Annotated in this window: 15 protein-coding genes and 1 pseudogene; 15 read left to right on the forward strand and 1 reads right to left on the reverse strand. The window is 60.9% G+C overall.

The window, feature by feature from the left end:
- The first annotated feature begins 5 nt into the window (after positions 1–5).
- From ACNAZS_RS00305 to ACNAZS_RS00320, 4 genes are all read left to right on the forward strand, one after another.
- Positions 6–1,364, forward strand: a complete 1,359-nt coding sequence (locus ACNAZS_RS00305) for an MmgE/PrpD family protein (protein WP_415785009.1) — start codon at positions 6–8, stop codon at positions 1,362–1,364.
- 24 nt (positions 1,365–1,388) lie between these two features.
- Complete coding sequence (locus tag ACNAZS_RS00310; protein WP_415785011.1) at positions 1,389–3,461, forward strand: acetate--CoA ligase family protein; 2,073 nt, start codon at positions 1,389–1,391, stop codon at positions 3,459–3,461.
- Between the two features lie 25 nt (positions 3,462–3,486).
- Positions 3,487–4,635 (forward strand): acyl-CoA dehydrogenase family protein, encoded by a 1,149-nt coding sequence (locus ACNAZS_RS00315; protein ID WP_415785013.1) that lies wholly within the window; start codon positions 3,487–3,489, stop codon positions 4,633–4,635.
- Between the two features lie 91 nt (positions 4,636–4,726).
- A complete protein-coding gene (locus ACNAZS_RS00320; protein ID WP_415785015.1) occupies positions 4,727–5,896 on the forward strand; it encodes a BamA/TamA family outer membrane protein in 1,170 nt (389 codons plus the stop codon).
- Between the two features lie 49 nt (positions 5,897–5,945).
- Here ACNAZS_RS00320 and ACNAZS_RS00325 read toward each other — a convergent pair whose 3' ends face one another.
- Positions 5,946–6,923 carry a helix-turn-helix transcriptional regulator gene (locus tag ACNAZS_RS00325; protein WP_415785017.1) on the reverse strand — a complete coding sequence of 326 codons (978 nt, stop codon included), beginning with the start codon at positions 6,921–6,923 and terminating at the stop codon, positions 5,946–5,948.
- On the opposite strand from ACNAZS_RS00325, the gene ACNAZS_RS00330 reads away from it, so the two are divergent.
- From ACNAZS_RS00330 to ACNAZS_RS00380, 11 genes and pseudogenes are all read left to right on the forward strand, one after another.
- Entirely contained in the window at positions 6,922–7,290 is a 369-nt protein-coding gene (locus tag ACNAZS_RS00330) for an H-NS histone family protein (RefSeq protein ID WP_415785019.1), read from the forward strand. The two genes, ACNAZS_RS00325 and ACNAZS_RS00330, sit on opposite strands and share 2 nt — an antisense overlap.
- Before the next feature lie 180 nt (positions 7,291–7,470).
- On the forward strand, positions 7,471–8,718 hold the full coding sequence (locus tag ACNAZS_RS00335) for a Hint domain-containing protein (protein ID WP_415785021.1): 1,248 nt from the start codon (positions 7,471–7,473) through the stop codon (positions 8,716–8,718).
- Between the two features lie 149 nt (positions 8,719–8,867).
- Positions 8,868–10,013: a formylglycine-generating enzyme family protein gene (locus tag ACNAZS_RS00340; protein ID WP_415785023.1), complete on the forward strand. Its 1,146-nt coding sequence runs from the start codon at positions 8,868–8,870 to the stop codon at positions 10,011–10,013.
- Between the two features lie 56 nt (positions 10,014–10,069).
- Entirely contained in the window at positions 10,070–11,038 is a 969-nt protein-coding gene (locus tag ACNAZS_RS00345) for an AAA family ATPase (protein WP_415785025.1), read from the forward strand.
- 8 nt (positions 11,039–11,046) lie between these two features.
- Positions 11,047–11,988, forward strand: a complete 942-nt coding sequence (locus tag ACNAZS_RS00350) for a DUF58 domain-containing protein (RefSeq protein ID WP_415785027.1) — start codon at positions 11,047–11,049, stop codon at positions 11,986–11,988.
- Positions 11,985–12,488, forward strand: a complete 504-nt coding sequence (locus ACNAZS_RS00355; protein ID WP_415785029.1) for a DUF4381 domain-containing protein — start codon at positions 11,985–11,987, stop codon at positions 12,486–12,488. The genes ACNAZS_RS00350 and ACNAZS_RS00355 overlap by 4 nt, the downstream gene beginning before the upstream one ends.
- Positions 12,475–13,124, forward strand: a 650-nt coding sequence (locus tag ACNAZS_RS00360) for a VWA domain-containing protein (protein WP_415785031.1), incomplete at its 3' end; no start/stop codon positions are given. The genes ACNAZS_RS00355 and ACNAZS_RS00360, both read left to right, overlap by 14 nt.
- 19 nt (positions 13,125–13,143) lie before the next feature.
- Positions 13,144–13,503 (forward strand): annotated as a pseudogene (locus tag ACNAZS_RS00365) (hypothetical protein); the annotation flags it as partial.
- Positions 13,488–15,017 carry a vWA domain-containing protein gene (locus tag ACNAZS_RS00370; protein ID WP_415785033.1) on the forward strand — a complete coding sequence of 510 codons (1,530 nt, stop codon included), beginning with the start codon at positions 13,488–13,490 and terminating at the stop codon, positions 15,015–15,017. The pseudogene ACNAZS_RS00365 and the gene ACNAZS_RS00370, both read left to right, overlap by 16 nt.
- On the forward strand, positions 15,014–16,396 hold the full coding sequence (locus tag ACNAZS_RS00375; protein ID WP_415785035.1) for a hypothetical protein: 1,383 nt from the start codon (positions 15,014–15,016) through the stop codon (positions 16,394–16,396). The genes ACNAZS_RS00370 and ACNAZS_RS00375 overlap by 4 nt, the downstream gene beginning before the upstream one ends.
- Complete coding sequence (locus ACNAZS_RS00380) at positions 16,396–17,430, forward strand: HAD family hydrolase (protein ID WP_415786973.1); 1,035 nt, start codon at positions 16,396–16,398, stop codon at positions 17,428–17,430. Before ACNAZS_RS00375 ends, ACNAZS_RS00380 begins: the two co-directional genes overlap by 1 nt.
- Positions 17,431–17,468 lie beyond the last annotated feature (38 nt).

Here is a 17,468-nt window from a genome sequence, read left to right on the forward strand (position 1 = left end):
ACATCATGTTGCTGAAAACCCTGGCGGATTACGGTGCGCGCGACAGCGTGGCGACGTTATCGGACGATGTCCTGCATCATGCGAAACGCGCCTTTCTGGACTGGTTATCCGCGTTGTACCCGGGCACCCGCGTGGCGCCGTGCCGCCAATTGCTGGGCGCCCATCGCGCAGAACTAGGCTTTGGCACGAGCAGCCTGCCCGGTTGCGGGACCACGGCTTTCGCCCCGACAGCGGCTTGGATCAATGGCAGTACGTCGCATGCGGTGGAGTTTGACGATATCTTTCGTGATGCGGTGTATCACCCCGGCTGCCCGACGATCGCGGCGGCGCTCGCGCTGGCCGAAGACCGCCATGCCAGCGGCAGCGCGCTGTTGGCCGCAATCGTGGTGGGCTACGAAATCTCGACGCGCATCGGTGCGGCCGTTCAACCGTCGCACTATCGGTACTTTCATACGACGGGTACGGTAGGCAGTTTTGGCGCGGCGGCGGCGGGTGCGGCGCTGGTGGCGCCGGGCGACACGTCGGTCATGCTGCATGCGCTGGCGACATCGGGGACGTTGGCCAGCGGCTTGCAACAAGCGTTCCGTTCTGACGCGATGAGCAAGGCCCTGCATGCAGGGCATGCCGCCGAAGTCGGCGTGCGGGCCGCGCAAGGCGCCGCACATGGTCTGACCGGGGTGGCCGATATTCTGGAAGGCGAGGTGGGTTTTGGTGCGGCGCTTGCACACAAACCGAATTGGGCCATGGCCATCGACGCGTTGGGCGAGCGTTACAACATCACGCACATGACCCAGAAAAATCATGGCTGCTGCGGGCATACCTTTGCCGCGATCGATGCCATGCTGGCCTTGCGCGACGCCGGCTTGCGACCGGAAGACGTCGCGTCCGTCACGGTGAATACCTATCAGACCGCACTGGATGTCACCGGCAATTTCCAGCCGAATACCGCGTTCGAGGCCAAGTTCAGCCTGCCGTATGTGATCAGCCATGCACTGGTCTATGGCAGCGTCAGGCTGGATGCCTTTGAGCCCGCGCGTCTCACCGACGCCACCGTGCGGGGGCTCATGCCGCGCGTCGAGCTCATCGCGGATCCCGATCTGACGGCAAGCTTTCCGGGTCAGCGCGCCGCGCGCGTCACGGTGCGTACGACGGATGGCCGCGAACTGGAGCACTTTGCGCCGTATCGCAAGGGGGACCCCGAGGCGCCACTCTCGGATGCTGATCTGAATGACAAATTCGCCGAGTTGGCAGGCCCTGTACTGGGCGAATCCCGCATGCGTGAGTTGCGTGATGCCGTCTGGCAATTGGAAAAGCAGGATGACCTGCGCGCGCTGCGCCTGGCCACCGACGGCCCATCCACCTGAATCATTGAATCCATCATCATAAGTATGACGACCTTTGCTCAAGCATTGCTGACCCCGCGCACGATCGCCCTGGTGGGCGCCTCGGGTGACGTGAAAAAGAATACGGCCCGACCACTGCGCTTTATGCGTAAACATGGCTATGACGGCCACATTTATCCGATCAACCCCGCACGCGATGAGATTCTCGGTGAAAAAGCCTGGCCGTCACTCGCCGAGCTGCCCGAGCCGATTGATCACGTCTTTGTGATGATTCCGGGCGCGGGCGTCGAGGCCATCTTGCCGGACTGCGCGCGGGCCGGGGCCAAAGTCGTCACAATTTACTCCGACGGATTTGGCGAGGCGGGCCCGGAAGGGCAGGCGCGCCAACAGGCACTGGTCGCCAAGGCCAAGGAACTGGGCCTGCGTGTGCTGGGCCCCAATAGTATTGGCCTGGCGGATCTGCATTCGGGCTCGATTTTGTCCGTCAACGCGGCCTATGAGGCGTCTACCTTGCTGCCGGGCGAAGTCAGCATGGTGTCGCAAAGCGGTTCGATGATGGGTTCTTTGCTGTCACGGGCCGCGGCGCGCGGCTTTGGTTTTGCGAAGTCGGTGTCGGTGGGCAACGAAAGCGATATCAGTGTCGGCGAAGTCGTCGACGCCCTGGTGGATGATGCGCAGACACAGGTCATCCTGCTGTTTTTGGAAACGCTGCGGGCGGCACCCGTCCTTTCACGTGCGCTACAGCGGGCGCGAGCCGCGGGCAAGCCCGTGATTGCCTACAAGCTCGGCCGCTCTGAACTGGGCGATGCGCTGGCACAATCACATACTGGGGCGATGGCGGGTAATGACAAGGCGGTCGATGCCTTTTTGCGGGCGCACGGGGTGTTGCGAGTCCATCAGCTCGAAACCCTGTTCGAGATGGTGCCGCTGGCGCGTCGCTACGGGACTGCGCGCCCGGCGCAGCGTCGGGCGGCACCGCGTGTCGCCGTCATTACGACCACTGGCGGCGGCGCGGCCACCGTGGTCGATAACCTGGGGTTGCGCGGGCTGACCGCGGTGGCTCCGCCCGATGATTTTATCGATCTGATGGCCAGCCGTGGCCTGAAACTGCGCCAGACGCCGGTGATTGATCTGACCCTGGCCGCCACCCCCCCGCAGTACAAAGACCTCCTGGAACACCTGTTGCGGGCGGATTGGTGCGACGCGGTATTGAGCGTAGCGGGCTCCTCGGCGCAGTTTCATCCGGAATACGTTGTCAAGCCCTTGCTGGAGTCCGAGAAATCCGCCTCGAAGCCTCTCGCCATCTTTCTGGCACCCGAGGCGCCTGAGTCACTGCAGCTCCTGCAACAAGCCGGTATTGCCGCGTTTCGGACACCGGAAGCTTGCGCCGATGCGTTATCGGTGTTCTTTGATACGTCGGGCGGCGCCATGCCCGCGCCCGTGACAACGCGCGAATGGTCCGCCGAGTTTCCGACGCAGGGCCTGCTGAACGAGTACGAAGCCAGCCAGGTTTTTGAAACGCTGGGCGTACCCGTTGCGCCGCGCGCCTTGTTGACGCCTGGCCGGACCACGCATGATCTGGCATACCCCTTGGTTGCGAAGGTCTGCTCGCGCGACATCCCGCACAAGACCGAGGCGAATGCCGTGCGTATCGGTATCAAAGAGCAGGGTGGCCTAAGCCAGGCGTTGGAGGAACTGCCCGCCAATGCCCGGGCCTATAAAGCCGACGCGCATATTGACGGTGTGCTGGTGCAGGCGATGCAGGACCGGCTCGCCGAATTCATTCTGGGCTATCGCGATGATCCACTAGTGGGGCCGACCGTGTTGTTTGGCGCGGGCGGGATCACTGCGGAACTGACCCCCGACTTTGCGTTGCGCCTGGCGCCGGTCTCCGAGGACGAGGCCCGGGAAATGATCGCCGAGGTGCGCCACACGCAGTTGATCACCGGCTGGCGCGGCCTGCCGCGTGGCGATATCGATGCCCTGGCGCGCGCCATCGCGGCATTCTCGCAGTTGGCGGGACTGCGCGGCGCCCATGTGACCGAGGCCGAAATCAACCCGTTGTTTGTGCAAACACAAGGCGTCGTCGCCGTCGACGGCTTGATCCGCCTGGACTGAATTTTCGATAGAGACCGATAGAAAAATGGACTTTAAACTCACCCCCGAGCAAAGCGATTTCGAGACTGCGGTCACGCGTTTTGCGCAAAACGAATTGGCCGAAGGCGCCGTCGCCCGCGCGCACTCGCAAGAATATCCCTGGGATATCGCCCAGAAAATGGCCAAGCAGGGTCTGCTGGGCATCACCATGTCCGAGGCCGACGGCGGTGTGGGTGGCTCGCTGATGGATGCGGTTATCGCGATTCAGGCGGTGGCCTCGGTGTGCCCCCGCAGCGCGGACGTCGTGCAGGCCGGCAACTTTGGCGCCATCCGCGTGTTGGCCGAATATGGCAGCCCCTTGCAAAAGGAAAAATATTTGGCTCCGCTGTTGGCGGGCGAAGCGCTGATCGCCGTGGGTATGACCGAGCCGGACGCGGGGTCGGCCGTCACCGAGCTCAAGACCAGTGCCACGGCCGTGCCGGGTGGTTTTCGAATTAATGGCAGCAAGATTTTTACGACGCACGGCCCGCACGCGACCGTCATCCTGGCCTACGTGCGGTTCGGCCCCGGCACCAAGGGCATCGGCTCCGTGCTGATCGACACTAAAGCCGAAGGCGTACGACTGGGCAAGCGCTCGGCCTTTATGTCCGACGAAGAATGGGTCGAGATCTTCTTTGACAACGTCTTTGTGCCCGACGAACTGGTGGTGCTGGGCGAGGGCGGTTTCAAAAAGCAGATCGCCGGCTTTAACGTCGAACGCATTGGCAATACCTCGCGTTCCGTGGCGCTAGGACGTTATGCGTACGAGGAGGCCCGCCAGTGGGCCCTGCAACGCAAGCAGTTCGGCCGTCTGCTCTGCGAATTCCAGGGCCTGCAATGGAAATTCGCCGACATGCGCATCAAGCTCGATGCCGCGCAATTATTACTGTATCGGGCGGCCTCCAACGCTGATACGGGCTTTCCGTCGCCGACCGAGACTGCCATTGCCAAGGCGTACTGCAATCAAATCGGCTTTGAGGTCGCCAATGACGCGCTGCAGGTGATGGGCGGCATGGGCTACAGCCGCGAGTCGCTAGTCGAGTATTGCGTGCGCCGTTGCCGTGGCTGGATGATCGCGGGTGGATCGATCGAAATACTGAAAAACCGCATTGCCGAAGGCATATTCGAACGGAGTTTCTCGCAGCGGCCCAGCTAAACCGCTACGCAAAGCGTGCCTGTACGTCGCGTATAAAACAGGGCAGTATTGCGGCTGAGCAAGAATTGCTTGCAACTCGCCGGAGTCATACATGCCCGTCACAGCAGTCGCGACTGACCGCGTCTCCTCGGTAATCAAGTACGCTTTGATTCGTGTGCTGGCGCCGACTTACGCCATGATGCTTGCGGCGACTGCCATCGCTCAGCCGACTTCGTATACGGACCCGGAGGACGGCGCTTTCGATATGAGCGACTATCTGTTGAACCGCAAGGGTGTGTTCCCCGTACCGGTCATCATTACCGAGCCCGCTGTGGGCTTTGGTGGCGGGGCTATGCTCATGTATTTTTCGGAATCGCTCGCGGAAGCAGACGAAAAGGCTAAACAAGCAGGAGAGCCCGTCGCCCATCCCAATGTGACGGGGATAGGTGCGGTGGCGACCAGAAACGGCACGCGTGGCGGTGGCTTATTTCATACGCGTAGCTGGGACAACGATAGGTTCCGGTATATGGGGGCACTGGCACATGCCAAGGTCAACCTCGATTACTACGGGCCATTCAATCAAGGACGAGGCTACGAGCTGACGGGCACGTTCTTGGTACAGCAGCTCTTGACCCGGCTGGGTAAGTCGCGGTGGTACATCGGACCGCGCTACACGTATTTCAGATCCGATACCCGGGTTACCGGCCAACCCGCCGCCGAATTTGGGCTGGAGGACAAGAAACTCAGCGTGGGCAAGCTGGGTTTGGTGATCGACTACGACAGTCGAGACAACCTGTTTTATCCCACGAAAGGCAGCTATGCCGAAGTAGAAGCGCAGTTTGCCCGTGGCTGGCTGGGCGGCTCCAGATCGTTCGAAACCTATCGTGCGCGTGGCTTCACGTGGCTGCCGATTCACCCCAAATGGACACTCGGATTGCGTGTGGATGGCCAGACCACCCGCGGAGCAGTGCCGTTCTACGCGCAACCGTCGGTCAATCTGCGGGGTGTCTCAAGGGGCCGCTATCAGGACCAGACGGCCCTGGTGGCCGAGACGGAGCTGCGCTGGAACGTGACACCGCGCTGGTCGTTGCTGGGGTTTACCGGAATCGGTAAAGCCTACGGTCGATGGAAGTCATTCAGCGATGCTTCCAATGTATCCAGTGTCGGGGTGGGATTCCGGTATTTGATTGCCCGCAAATTGGGGCTGGCCGTCGGTATCGACGTCGCGCACAGCAAGGACCAGAACGCTTTTTATATCCAGATCGGCAGCGCCTGGCGGTAAGTCAGTGATATGGCCTATTAAGGGTAACGTTTATCGCACTGGGTGATGATTAGTTCACGCGGGAACGATTCAAGGTCTCGCTTGGCAATTCGCCAAATGTCTTTTGGTAATAGTGGGAAAACCGCGACATATGCCGAAAGCCCCATTTCATCGCCACCTCCGAAACGGTGCATGTTTGATCGCATGCCAGCAGGTCGCGTAACGCCCCATTTAGCCGTGCGGTCATAAACCAGCGGCCAGGTGTCATACCCACGCTGCGGCGAAAGATCAGTTGCAACGAACGCATGCTATATCCGCTACGTTTGGCGATATCCGCGAGGGCGACGTCGGCCTCCGTGCCGGCCAGTACCAGTCGCTCGCACGCGTTAATCAAATGATGATGACGCACCTCGATGGACGGCTTTCCTGATTTGCGCGAGGGTACTGCATCGAATAGGGCATCCACATAGCCGGCCAGTAGCGACCCGTATATCTCTTGGGCCAGATCAGACGTCATACCGCCAGTCGATTGAAGACGTCGCGCGAGATTCAGGGCATCGTCGGTAATACGGGTTAATGCGCGTCTTCCGCCGACGGGCAGACGTATTGAGTAGGCGGCGGCTCGCAATAGTGTTAACGAGCGCCCCGTTCGCTCGATGGCCATCTTCTGCAGGCGCTCTTCCGGAACGACGAAATTCACCCAGCGAGACAGGCTTGCCGCGTGATACAGGAGCTCCACGCCCGCCGGATAAATTTGTATTTCCTCCGTGGCAATTTGCGTGGTGTTGATTCTGGTCGCGTCTGCGCCTTCAGCCATGAAACCAATGCAGATCGCGGTTTTCGGCATGCTTCCCCGAGCAATAACGGGAAAGTTATACCAGCCTGTCTCCAGTCTGATATCACCTAAGGTCAAGCGCTGATGCTTCATCGAGGTGCGCTTGGCGGACAAGAGGCGGTGCTCAAAACTCGTGCCATACACAACGTCGAAAGCCTGAGAGGGCTCGAAACCCGAATAGTAATGCTGTAAATAACTATTCTGAAACAACATGGCACAAACTCCCAGAAAGATTTCGTTTTTTGGATATCGCGCTGGCAAAGTTCGTAATACTTTAACTGAAAACAGCCGCAAGAATAGGTTTCAGCTTATGGCGAAAGACTATCGGCAGGTGAAAGCGCGCATACGTACGCTGGAGGCGGAGGCGGAGCGATTGCGTCGACAGGAGTTAAGAGGGCTCCTGGTCGAGATGCGTCGAAAGATTCGGGAATATGACATTTTGCCCGAGCAATTGTTTGGCCCGGATTTATCTGATTTTGTGAGATATCGACACCCGGAAACGGGGCAAACCTGGAACGGCAAAGGTCGGCCGCCCAATTGGATTCGAGGAAAAAATCGAGAACTTTTCTACGTGGAGTAAATAGCGTCAAGTCAAAAGAGCGCGTTGCTAAATGCCGACACGGAGTCCGCAGGTCTATAGGCATGATCGACTCTCCGCCAGGCAGAAAATCGAAGAAGCGAAAGTCCGAGTTTTGAAAGTGTGTGTTTTTAGTCTTGCGCCGTGGCACAAGGCGCGCCAATCAACAATAGAGGGATTGACATGGCAACGAACATCAGCTTGACGACTGAAGAACCATCATGGGCCTGGGACGCGGCGAGCACGGATCCGGACAATGCGTACAATTTTCAAATGGCGGCTGACGACGTCTCGGCCAGCTTCATCGGTTCCCCTGACTCCACTGCCAGCTTTGACGGTGCACATACCTTTTCGGTCTATGTCGAAGATACCAATCTGGACATCGGCCAGATGAACGGCGGGGCGGGTGATAGACCCTTCACCGTGCTGGTAGGACCCAATTCGAACACCAGCTTTGCGACGCTCCAGTCGCAATGGGAGAAAAACTTAACGATCGACTTTAGCGATGCCGCGGGCACAGGTAATGTGTCGATGAACATCGACCAACTTACAAACAACCCCGGTGACCTCATCACTGTCGAGGGCGCGGAAGGTGGTGCCTCCTTTACGTTTACATCGAGCGCCGGGACCCCGGTTCTGGATTCGCAGGCTACGACGTTGAGTGATGGCGTCCTGACTTTCTACGATGACAACGATGAAGTGCTTATCCAGGTAAATGCCCCGGACCTCACCTCAGAGGACCTGGCAAATTTTGAATACAGTGGCAGTACCGTCACGTTCGCGTGTTTTGTCCGAGGTACGTTGATTGCGACGCCGGATGGCCAAAAACGCGTGGAAGATTTCCAGGCGGGTGACCAGGTGCTGACCGCTAGCGGCGGTATTCGCACGGTAAAGTGGATCGGCCATCGTACCTTGTATGGGGCCTATATCCCCAAGCAGCACGCGAACCGTGCGTTTCCCGTACGGATCACTGCGGGAGCGCTGGCGCCGGAGGTTCCTGTTCGCGATTTATATGTGTCCCCGTATCACCACATGTATTTTGACGGGAAATTGGTCCCGGCGATGTTGCTTGTGAACGGCAAGACGATTATTCAGGATTTCTCACAAAAGAAATTTGAGTATTTCCATTTGGAACTGGACCAGTTTGACATTTTGATGGCCGAAGGCGCGGCATCGGAGTCATATGTTGATACGGGTAATCGTTCTATGTTCCAGAATGTGAACACCGTCACCTTGTTGGCAGACTTTGGTCCGCCGGCGGGTCGTCAATCGATGGGTGATTTTGAATTGGTGCGCAAAGGCCCCAAGCTGGCCGAGATATGCGATCGCTTGCTCAAGCGTGCTGAGCAGATCGAGGAAATCGTGCGCGTATCCGATTCAGATCCGACTGAACAAACGAATGAGCAGGTCAGCCTGCGAAAACAAGCCTGACAACAGCTTCAGTCGCATACACGCGAGTGTCGGTTCCCTTATCGAAGGGGTCGACATTCGCGGTCTGACGGTCGAGTTCTGCACTAATTTTCGCTATCACCGCGTCATTTGATGACGCCGCGTTTCTGAAACGGATGTGGGGTGGGCAAGTGAAACAGCAATTGAAAATCGGATTAACGGTCGCCGCAATTCTTGTCGCGGCGGGCGCGCTGGGGGCCTATGTGGCTCAGACACCCGCCTCGGATTCATCGGCCCCCATCGCCAAGCTCGGCGATGGTAAGTCGGGTCCTGTCGGTATGGCCTGGATTCCCGATGCCGAGTTCCTGATGGGTAATGAGCACAAGCTCTCGCAACCAAATGAGCGACCGGCTCACGAAGTTCGTGTGAGCGGTTTTTGGATGGATGTGCATGACGTCACGAACTCGGAGTTCCGGCGTTTTGTCGAGGCGACGGGCTACGTCACCACAGCCGAACAGAAACCGCGTTGGGAAGATCTGAAGCCCCAGTTGCCACCTGGCACCCCACGTCCGGACGACAGCTTGCTGGTACCGGGCGCGATGGTTTTTGTGGGCAGCGAATCAGAAATCTCGCTACGCGACTACACGCGCTGGTGGCAGTTCGTCCCGGGCGCCAGTTGGCGCCATCCACAAGGTCCAGGCAGCGATATCGAAGGCAAGGACGACCATCCCGTCGTTCAAGTGTCATATGAAGATGCGCAGGCTTATGCCAAATGGGCGGGCAAGCGTCTACCCACCGAAGCCGAATGGGAGTTCGCGGCGCGCGGCGGGCTGAACCAGGCCACCTATAGCTGGGGCAATGACCTGAGTCCGCAAGGCAAGCCCATGGCCAATATCTGGGACACGCAGCAGCAGCAGCCATTTCCGGTCGTCAAAGACGAAAAAATCCAGGTCGGTACTACGCCGGTCGGCAGTTTTCCGGCTAATGGTTATGGCCTATATGACATGGCCGGCAATGTCTGGCAATGGACCGCTGACTGGTATCGGTCGGACGCCTTTGCCATTCAGGCGCAGTATCGCCAACCGCCGCTCGATCCGGCCGGGCCCGCGTCGAGCTTTGATCCCGACGACGGCAATGTACCGGCTTCGGCGCCCAAGCGGGTGACGCGTGGCGGCTCGTTCCTGTGTAGCGATACCTATTGCATCAGCTATCGGGCTAGTGCCCGACGCGGTGCCGACCCTCTGAACGGCATGTCACACCTGGGTTTTCGCACGGTGATGACGCCGGAGCAATGGAAGGTGGTGCAAGCCCGCAAGGGCAGTGTCGCGAGTCGTTGATGTCAGGTCAGCCACCTTGTGGTGGGTGCAGGCAACAGTCATAAATAGGGAAGGGTATGGCGAATCGCGACGGTATTCTGGCGCTGGAGCAGGCGGTTGGCGCAGCTGTGTTGGGGCAATCGGAGGTCATCCATCATGTGTTGGTCGCGTTGCTGGCCGACGGGCATGTTCTGCTTGAGAGTCTGCCAGGTCTAGCCAAGACGCGTACGGTCAAGGCGTTGGCCTCACATCTGGCCGCCACGATGAGTCGCATTCAGTTCACGCCCGATCTGCTGCCTTCGGACATTACGGGCGCGGAGGTGTTGCAACAGGATGCCGACGGACGTCATCACATCGAGTTCCAGCAGGGCCCGTTGTTTGGCAATTTGGTCCTCGCGGATGAAATCAACCGCGCGCCCGCGAAAGTCCAGTCCGCGCTATTGGAGGCCATGGAAGAGCGGCAGATCACGGTCGGTGGTGTGACCCGGCCCATGCCCGAGCTGTTCATGGTGTTGGCTACGCAGAATCCCATCGAGCAGGAAGGCACGTATCCGCTACCGGAGGCCCAGATGGACCGCTTTCTCATGAAAATCCGGTTGGACTACCCGGGCGCCGAAGACGAGATGGCGATGCTGGCCTTATTGCGTGAGGGTTCGTCTGCCAGCGGCGCGGATGCGATGCGCCTGTCGCAAGAGGAGCTGTTCGCTTGCCGACGGGAGGCCGAGGCCTTGTACGTCGCGCCAGCCGTCGATCGCTACGTGGTGGATCTGGTCAACGCTACGCGACGACCGGCTGATTATGACGCGGATCTGGGGCGGTGGATACAAATCGGCGCCAGTCCACGGGGCGCCATTTCGCTGGATCGCGCCGCGCGCGCGCATGCGTGGCTGGCGGGAGCCGACTTTAGTTCGCCCGACGATGTACGTGCCGTTGCGCACGCGGTATTGCGTCACCGGCTGCATCTGTCATACGACGCGGTGGCGGATGGTATCACCGCCGAGCAGGTGATCGACCGCTTGCTGGACGTGGTGGCTGTGCCGGCCTAGGAACCCTCATGATGCGCCCCACACATCCCGTTCACCCGTCATTACATGAGTTGATGGCATTGGAAGGTGCTGTGGGCGGGTTGTCATTTCTGGCGCGCCAGCCGTTGAGCAGCGTACTGGCCGGTCAACATGGTTCTCGGTTGCGTGGGCGGGGTCTGGATTTTTCGGAGCTACGGCGCTATGTACCAGGTGATGATCTCCGGCAGCTAGATCCCCGCGCATCCTTGCGCTATGGCAAGCCGTACGTTCGTTCCTATACTGAAGAGCGTGATCGGCCGGCCATGATCTTGGTGGATCAGCGTATGAGCATGTTTTTTGGGTCGGTGCGATCCTTTAAATGTGCGGTCGCCGCGAGATTGGGCGCCATGGCCGCGTGGATGGCTTATCGCGCCGGCGACCGCGTAGGCGGACTCGTCTTCGCTGATGACGGCGTCCGGTCGGTCAAACCCTTGCGAAGCCGCGACCGTGTACGCGCGCTGCTGGCCGAGGTGACGCGTGCCAACGCCCAGTTGTCGGCCCAGCGGCCGGAACAACCCGTCGGCGCGCTATTGAATGCCGCATTGCGAGGCGCGTCGGCACATGCGCCGCATGACTGCCTGATATGCATCATTAGCGATTTCGCCGGCGCTGATGACGAGACCTTACGCTTGCTGCGCCGGTTGGCTGCCCATAACGATGTGCTGGCCGTATTGGTGTATGACCCGATGGCGCAGAACCTGCCCAAGCGCGGGCGGTTGGTGGTCACGCAAGGCGAACTGCAGTTGGAAATTGCTACGGGGCGGCAGCGAGAGCGTCAACCGCTAGCGGATTTTTTTAGCGGCCGTCTGCGTGATGTCGCGGATTTGTTGCGACGCAGCCAAGTGCCCTTGCTGTCGATCGACACGGCCGACGACGAACTCGGGCAACTGCGGCGCGAGCTGGGTCGGCAATGGTCCGGAGCACGCCCATGAATGACGCACTGCCGGGCCTGGATCAACTGCGCGAGCTGCCTTTGCCGGCGGCTATCTCGTATTGGCCCGCCACTTGGGGATGGGCGGTGGTGGCGATCGTGCTGTTAGCGGGCGGGGTCTGGTCGGCCGTTGCCATTGGACGCCGTCATTGCCGCAACCGGTACCGGCGTCAAGCGTTGGCGGAATTGGACCGTCTGACCCGCATCGTGAGCAAGACACCCCTTGAGGCACGTGCCTTGCCCGCACTGCTCAAGCGTACGGCGCTTGCCGCACAAGTCGAGGGGCAACAAGCACGGGTGGCGCCATTGAGCGGTAACGCGTGGTTGGCATACCTGAACCAGGACGCTGCGTCTCACCCATTTACCGATGATGCCGCGCGTTTGCTCGCCACACTGGCCTATGGCACGGATGCGACGGTGCAGTCGGTCGATCCCGCCGCGCTCGGTCGGCTCTTGGCGGCCAGTCGTCAATGGATGGAGCGCCATCATGTGGCGGCTTGAGTATCCGTGGGTGTTAGCCGTCGCGCCACTGGCGTTGATTTCCTATCGTTTGCTGCCCGCGTATGTGCAGGGCAGGGCGGCGTTACGGCTGCCGTTCTTCGATACGATGGCGCAGCTCACCGGGAAATCTCCGTCTCGCCCGGGGGTGAGCGCCGGCGGCGCTCAGTTGTGGCTGAACGTACTTGTCTGGCTGTTGTTGGTGCTCGCCTTGGCACGCCCGCAATGGGTGGAACCCCCGTTGACGCATACGGAACCCGTTCGCGACATTCTGCTTGCGGTCGATATTTCGCAATCGATGAGCAGCGACGATTTTCGGGATGCGCAAGGTCAGCGCGTATCACGTTGGAATGTCGTCAAGGCAGCGGTGGCCGACTTTATCGACAAGCGTCCTGATGATCGGCTCGGGCTCATCGTGTTCGGCACCGGCGCTTATCCCCAGGCGCCCTTGACGCGCGACCACGCATCGCTGCAGTTGTTGCTGGATCAGACGGCTGTCGGCATGGCCGGTCCGAATACGGCGGTCGGTGATGCGATCGGCCTGGGTATCCGTATGCTGGACGAGGCCAAGGAGCAGGACAAGGTGTTGATCCTGTTGACCGACGGCAAAGACACGGGAAGCGCCGTACCGCCATCGCGNGCCGCTACGTTAGCGGCNCAACACCATGTCACCGTGCACACCATTGGGTTTGGCGATCCCGAGTCGGGCGGCGAAGATCGGGTGGATTTCGATGCCTTGCGCGAGATTGCGACCAAAGCAGGCGGGCAGTTTTTCCTCGCTCAGGATGGCGACGCGCTGCAGGATGTCTACGCCACGCTGGACCACATTACGCCTCACGAGGTCAAGACGCTGCAACATCAGCCCAAGCGTGATTATTTCTGGGCGCCACTCGGTATCGCGCTGTGCCTGCTGGCGCTGTGGCACGGTGTAGCCGCGTTGTTTTCCTTACGGAACGGGCGCCAACACGGTGCGGACGCGATGTCGGACACGAAGGAGGCGACGTGGACATCGACCTGAGCGCCTTTCATTTTCTGCGACCGTGGTGGTTGGTGGTTTTGCCCGTCGCTGCGCTGCTTTGGTGGATGCGGCGCGGCGAGCGTGCAATGCCCGGGCGCGATAGCCAGATTGCGCCCAGCCTGTTGCCCTATTTGCTGGTGCGGGCCCCTGGCAGCCGCGGCCCAAGACCTATTGATCTGCTGGCGTTGATGGTCGCCGCGAGCGGGATAGCCGCCGCCGGGCCCGCGTGGCAGCGCGACGAACCCGCCTTTCTGGACAATGTTGCGCCGCTGATCGTCGCCGTGGATCTGTCCGCGTCGATGGACCACGCCGATGTGCCGCCCTCCCGGCTTGAGGCGGCCAAACACACATTGCGCGACCTGGCAGTGCGCCGAGCCGGGGCGAAGACGGGCCTGATTGCCTATGCGGGCAGCAGCCACTTGGTATTGCCACCCACGGACGATACGAGTTTGCTGGATCTGTTTGCGCAGGCACTATCCATCGATCTGATCGACCGACAGGGCAGGGATGCGGCCGGCGCCATCGCGTTGGGCGCGCGTGTGCTGGCGGCGGAGCGCGCGGGCGGGACATTGCTGCTGCTGACCGACGGCGCCGACGCGCAACAGCTCGACGCGGTGCAAAAGCAGGCCCAGGCGGCGCGCGACATGCAGGTGCTGGTCATGGCGGTCGGCCAGACCGGCCGCGGTCAGGCGGGCATCGACGCCGATGCCTTGCGTGATTTGGCGCAAGCAGCGGGTGCACCGCTGGGCAGCCTGACGGGCGGGCCCGATGATCTGGACTGGATCACGCTGCATGCGCAACAGCATTTCCGCGTGGTGCAAGACGCACAGCCCGGCGCCATTCACTGGAAGGACGCGGGTTATTGGCTATGCTGGCCGCTGGCGCTGCTCGCGTTGTTCGCTGTGCGGCGCGGCTGGCGGGTGACATGGAGCGCCTGCCTGGTGGCGGCAGTGATGTCGGGGGCACCGTTGGACGCACACGCGGGCGCCTGGGCAGATGCATTTTTGACCCCCGATCAGCAGGGGCGTCGGGCATTTGAACACGGTCATTATGACGAGGCGGCACAGCATTTTCGTGATCTTTATTGGAAGGGGCGGGCCGCCTATGAGGCCGGCGACTACCCGGCGGCGTTAACCGCGTTTTCCGACCTGGATACCGCCGACGGCTACTTTTACGTTGGCAATACGCAAACTCGCCTGCGTCAATATGATGCGGCGCTGGCTGCCTACGATCAGGCCTTGTCTATCAAACCGGGCTGGGAACCGGCGGTCGTGAATCGCGGGATTGTCGCGCGCCTGCTCGAGGCGATGAGCCAGGAGGATCAGGGCGACCAAGCCGAACCGCCGGACCGCAGCATTCAGGACAAGACCGCGCACGGCGGAAAAATGACCAAAGTGCCGGTGGCGCAAGCGACGTCCGAAGACGTCTGGCTGCGTAATCTGACAATATCGCCGGCGCGCTTTCTGCGCGGAAAATTCGCTGCCGAGGATGCGGCCCGAGGAGCCAAGCCATGATGCGTTGGCAACGTCTCCTGCAGGCAATCGCCCTGACGCTCAGCATGACCACGATGGCGTGGGCAGACGACTCGCCGTCGTTGCGCGTCACGGCGCGCTTGCAGGATGCCGCGCAGGCACAGGTCGGCGGGACGGTGCAATTGGAACTGCAGGTCATGACCCCGACCTGGTTCACGCAACCGCCGCGGCTGCCGGAGCTGGAATTGCCGGGTGTGATTGTGACGCCCCCCTCGGGACACGGCGCGATCGTGCGAGACCAGCAGGACGGCGTGGCCTATAGCGGATTGCGCTACACCTATCTACTCAGCCCCACCGCCGCCGGAGCGTTGCACGTGCCGGCGCTGACCGTGAGTGCTCAAGTCGGACCCGGGGGCAGCGCTGTCACCGCCAGTAGCGAGCCCATGGATTTCAATGTAGGCGGGGGCAGCGGCGTGGCGGGTGACGTCGCCGCCGCTGAGTTGACCATTACCCAGGACTACGCGCTTGAGCCTGATCCTCTTGTCAAAGGCGGGCGCGTGACGCGCAGTATCACGCAACGGGCCCAAGGCATGCAGGCGATGCTACTGCCCGCCGCGCCCTTGGAGGACGTGGCCGGTTTCAAGCGCTATCCGCGCGAGCCTGAGGTCACCACCTTGACCGATACGCGTGGCGGCTTCATCGGCGGGCAGCGGATCGACCGCGCGGATTATGTGGCCGAGGAAACCGGCACGCTTCATTTGCCCGACGTGATCATGCAGTGGCGTGATGCGAGCAGCGGTCAGCGTGAACAGCAAGCATTGTCGGGACGCGAGTTTGTCGTGACGGTGAGTCCGCTGGTCGATCCGCCCTTTTCATTAACGGATGATCTTGCACAGTTGCGCCATGGCTTGCGTTGGGTGCTGCCTGTGGCGTGGCTGGCATGGGTGGTAGGAGGGGGGTTCGCCGCACTGATGATATGGCTGGGTTGGCCGTGGTGGCGGCGCGGTATACAAAAAATACGTCTACAGATCCAGCGGGCATCCGCGCGCAGAAAGGCCGGTGAGCCGTGGCATTGGCGCGTATGGCGTCGCGCGGCGAGCCGCGGCGCGGTTTCCGACACGGCATCCATCAGCGCCTTTTACCGGTGGTTGGGTGTCATCACCGGCGCCAGCGATATGCGTGCGGCCACCCGACAGCTGGATGCGCCGAATCGCCAGGCCGTTGAGACGGCATTACGCGCGGCCTACGGCAATCCGAATGGCGGGAAGCGGTGGCGGGCCGGTCTTGCCGCGGCTTCTCGACAATGGCGACGGCTATGGCGAACACGACAGAAACCTACGCCGGCCTATACGTTGCCCGCGGCAGTGAATCCGGTGCCCGTCGAGCAAACCGGTTCATTCAAGCAAACAGGAGCACGATGATGGGCAGATTCCCGACCGTAATGACGCGCCGATGGACGAAATGGCTAGGCGTCACCGCCATCGTGCTACTGATGACTGCGTGCGCGGGGCACGGTGCCCACTCGCGCCATGGCGAACTGCCATCCTGGAACGACGGCCCGTCGCGACAAGCGATCGTGGCGTTCGTGCAGGCCGTCACCGATGCCGATAGTCCGGATTTCGTCGAACCCGAAGAACGCATCGCCGTGTTCGACAACGACGGCACGCTTTGGAGCGAACAACCGTTGTACTTCCAGGTGATGTTCGCGCTGGATCGCGTCAAAGCCATGGCTCCCGCGCATCCCGAGTGGGCACGGCGCCAGCCATATAAGGCCGCGATCGCCGGAGATCAGGCCACGCTGGCTAAGTCCGGCCAGGCCGGGCTCATGAAGATCGTCGGTGTCACACACACCAATATGAGTGTCGGTGACTTTACGAAGAGCGTCACGGAATGGGCGAACGAGGCACGTCATCCTCGTTTCAATCAACGCTATGTCGACATGACGTACGCACCGATGCGTGAGCTGCTCACGTACTTGCGCGCCCGGGATTTCAAGACGTATATCGTGTCCGGCGGCGAAGTGGAGTTCATGCGCGCCTGGGCGCCGGCCGCCTACGGCATTCCACCCGAGCAGATTATCGGCACCACGTTTGTGACGACCTTCAATGATCAGAAGGGCACGCCCGTCCTGTGGCGGCAAGGCAAGCTTGAATTCAATGACGATGGGCCCGGAAAACCCGTGGCGATCCAGCGCTACATCGGTCGTCGCCCAATTCTGGCTTTCGGTAACTCCGATGGCGATTTGCAGATGCTGCAGTGGACGGTGGCGGGCGAGGGGCGGCGATTCGCGGGACTAGTGCATCACACCGATGCGCAGCGCGAATGGGCCTATGACAGGGAATCCAAAATCGGCCGCCTGGACAAGGCGCTGGACGAAGCCACGAGCAAAGGCTGGACAGTCGTAGACATGCAGACCGAATGGAATCAGGTGTACTCGTTCGAAAAAACGCAATAAGGCTTGATGTGGGACGTAACGCCCTTCGGGGTAAGGAG

This window comes from Bordetella tumulicola, from assembly GCF_965138755.1.
GTDB lineage: Bacteria > Pseudomonadota > Gammaproteobacteria > Burkholderiales > Burkholderiaceae_B > Bordetella_A > Bordetella_A tumulicola.

Excerpts from the sequence above, each read along its gene's own strand:
- ACNAZS_RS00305 (WP_415785009.1), top strand. The coding sequence starts at position 6 with ATGTTGCTGAAAACCCTGGCGGATTACGGTGCGCGCGACAGCGTGGCG.
- ACNAZS_RS00310 (WP_415785011.1), top strand. The coding sequence starts at position 1,389 with ATGACGACCTTTGCTCAAGCATTGCTGACCCCGCGCACGATCGCCCTG.
- ACNAZS_RS00315 (WP_415785013.1), top strand. The coding sequence starts at position 3,487 with ATGGACTTTAAACTCACCCCCGAGCAAAGCGATTTCGAGACTGCGGTC.
- ACNAZS_RS00320 (WP_415785015.1), top strand. The coding sequence starts at position 4,727 with ATGCCCGTCACAGCAGTCGCGACTGACCGCGTCTCCTCGGTAATCAAG.
- ACNAZS_RS00330 (WP_415785019.1), top strand. The coding sequence starts at position 6,922 with ATGGCACAAACTCCCAGAAAGATTTCGTTTTTTGGATATCGCGCTGGC.
- ACNAZS_RS00325 (WP_415785017.1), bottom strand. The coding sequence starts at position 6,923 with ATGTTGTTTCAGAATAGTTATTTACAGCATTACTATTCGGGTTTCGAG.
- ACNAZS_RS00335 (WP_415785021.1), top strand. The coding sequence starts at position 7,471 with ATGGCAACGAACATCAGCTTGACGACTGAAGAACCATCATGGGCCTGG.
- ACNAZS_RS00345 (WP_415785025.1), top strand. The coding sequence starts at position 10,070 with ATGGCGAATCGCGACGGTATTCTGGCGCTGGAGCAGGCGGTTGGCGCA.
- ACNAZS_RS00350 (WP_415785027.1), top strand. The coding sequence starts at position 11,047 with ATGATGCGCCCCACACATCCCGTTCACCCGTCATTACATGAGTTGATG.
- ACNAZS_RS00355 (WP_415785029.1), top strand. The coding sequence starts at position 11,985 with ATGAATGACGCACTGCCGGGCCTGGATCAACTGCGCGAGCTGCCTTTG.
- ACNAZS_RS00375 (WP_415785035.1), top strand. The coding sequence starts at position 15,014 with ATGATGCGTTGGCAACGTCTCCTGCAGGCAATCGCCCTGACGCTCAGC.
- ACNAZS_RS00380 (WP_415786973.1), top strand. The coding sequence starts at position 16,396 with ATGGGCAGATTCCCGACCGTAATGACGCGCCGATGGACGAAATGGCTA.